Raw genomic sequence first — 2,162 nt, 5'->3', positions numbered from 1 at the left:
CGAGGCCGCCGTCGCGGACCGGCCGCTCGCGGGCGTGTGGGCCGCGGAGGCGCTGCGCGTCGAGGCGTGGCGGCCGCGGCTGGGCTTCGAGACCGACCACCGCACCATCCCGCACGAGGTCGACTGGTTGCGCACCGCCGTGCACCTGCACAAGGGCTGCTACCGCGGGCAGGAGACGGTCGCGCGCGTGCACAACCTGGGCCGCCCGCCGCGCCGGCTGGTGTTCCTGCACGTCGACGGCTCCGGCCACACCCTGCCCGAGCGTGGCGCGGCGGTGTCGGTCGACGGCCGTGACGTCGGGTTCGTGACGACGATCGCCCGGCACTTCGAGGACGGCCCGATCGCCCTGGCGCTGGTCAAGCGCAACATCCCCGTCGACGCGACGCTGACCGTGGCCGGGCTGGCCGCGGCCCAGGAGGTCATCGTCACCCCCTGAGGTGACCAGCCGGCGCACCCGGTGGGGTGAGCACCCGGCATACCGGGGGTGCCGCCCACCCTCAACCTGACTTGGCGCCCGTCAGGCCGCGAACCGAGCCCGGAATCGGCGCCGAACGCGGCGTTACGGGCACCACGTGGGGCTCAGGCGGCGCTCAGACGTGGGTGCGGTCCTGGTGGCCGCGGCTGCTGCGCAGGTCGAGCTGGCGGTCCGGGTCGCTGATCGGGGCGTAGCCGTCGCGGTAGTAGTAGTAGCCGTCGCCACCCTTCTCCGGCAGCTTGTTGAGCACCACGCCGAGCACCTGGCCGTTGACCGCCTCGACGCTCTGGATCGAGCGGGACAGCTGCTCGCGGGTCGTGCTGCCCGTGCCGACCACCACGACGGTGCCGCCGGTGACCGTAGAGAGCACGGCGGCGTCGGTCACCGGGAGCAGCGGCGGCGCGTCGATGATGACGTAGTCGAACTTGGCCTCGAGCTGGCGCACCACCTCGAGCATGGCGGTGGAGCCGAGCAGCTCGCTGGGGTTGGGCGGGATCGGGCCGCAGCCGAGCACCCACACCTCGGTGTTGGCGAACCGCTGGAGCACGTCGTCGAGGTGGGCCTGCCCGATCAGCACGTTGGTCAGGCCGACCGCGCCCTCCATGCCCATGTAGTCGAGCATCCGCGGGCGGCGCAGGTCGCCCTCGACCACGCAGACCCGCGAGCCGGCGGCTGCCAGGGTGATCGCGAGGTTGGCCGTCGTCGTGGTCTTGCCCTCGCCCGGCAGGGAGGAGGTGAAGACGATCGAGCGCGGCTGGTTGGCGGCGTCGACGAACTGCAGGTTGGTGCGCAGCGCCCGGAACGCCTCGGCGCGGGGGCTGTGCGGGTCGGCCTGCACGATGAGCGGCCGCTTCGGGGCGTCGGCGTCGTAGGCGATGCCGCCGATGACCGCGGACTTGGTGACCTGCGCGACGTCCTGCTCGTTCTTGATCGTGGTGTCGAGCAGGTCCCGCAGCAGGGCCAGACCGACGCCGACGAGCAGGCCGAGCACGAGGCCCAGGCCGATGTTGCGCACGGGCTTGGGGCTGACGGGGGAGAGCGGGACGGTCGGCTGCTGCATCACCGAGACCTTGACCGGGCTGGGGGCGCTGGCCGAGACCGTCTCGATCTCGCTGACCGTCGTGGTGAACTGCTTGCCGAGGGCGTCGGCGATGCGCGCCGCCTGCTCGGCGTTGCGGTCGTCCACCGCGACCTGGATCAGCACCGTGTCCAGCGGGACGGTCGCGGTGATGTTCTTGGCCAGGTCGTCGGCGGTGACCTTGAGGTGGAGCTGGTCGATCACGGGGTTGAGCACCCGCGGGCTGGTGATCACGTCGGCGTAGGACTTCACGCGCTGCTGGGTGAAGTTGCTGCCCTGGAGCAGCTGCGTGGCGTCGGCGGTGCCCGAGGTGGAGACGAACAGCTGCGTCTGCGCCTCGTAGGTCGGAGGACTCACGACCGTGACCGCGGCGGCTCCGGCAATGACCACCAGGGTGGCTGCGGCGATGATCCGCCACCGCTTGCGGATGACGCGGACATAGTCCTGCAGCTCCACGAAAGAAATCCCCTCGCCTGCGTGTGACACGCAATGAACGCCATCCGTCGAATGGAAACGGCGGCGGAGCAATCCTGACATATGGGGACCGCCCGCGAGGGGCTAACACGAAGGCGGGACGGCTCAGACCTCGGTGGTCTGCTCCACGCGCTC

2 protein-coding genes are annotated in these 2,162 nt (G+C 71.3%); one reads left to right on the top strand and one right to left on the bottom strand.

Annotated features, from left to right (window positions below; genetic code table 11):
* On the top strand, window positions 1–436 hold a 436-nt coding region (locus VF825_RS12695; RefSeq protein WP_331113818.1), incomplete at its 5' end, for a YgfZ/GcvT domain-containing protein.
* A 154-nt stretch (window positions 437–590) separates the two neighbouring features.
* Here the strand turns inward: VF825_RS12695 and VF825_RS12690 are convergent.
* A complete protein-coding gene (locus VF825_RS12690) occupies window positions 591–2,009 on the bottom strand; it encodes a polysaccharide biosynthesis tyrosine autokinase (protein ID WP_331113816.1) in 1,419 nt (472 codons plus the stop codon).
* Window positions 2,010–2,162: the final 153 nt, after the last annotated feature.

The organism is Oryzihumus sp. (assembly GCF_036391795.1).
In the GTDB taxonomy this organism is placed as follows: domain Bacteria; phylum Actinomycetota; class Actinomycetes; order Actinomycetales; family Dermatophilaceae; genus Oryzihumus.
This window is presented reverse-complemented; position numbering and strand designations above follow the sequence as displayed.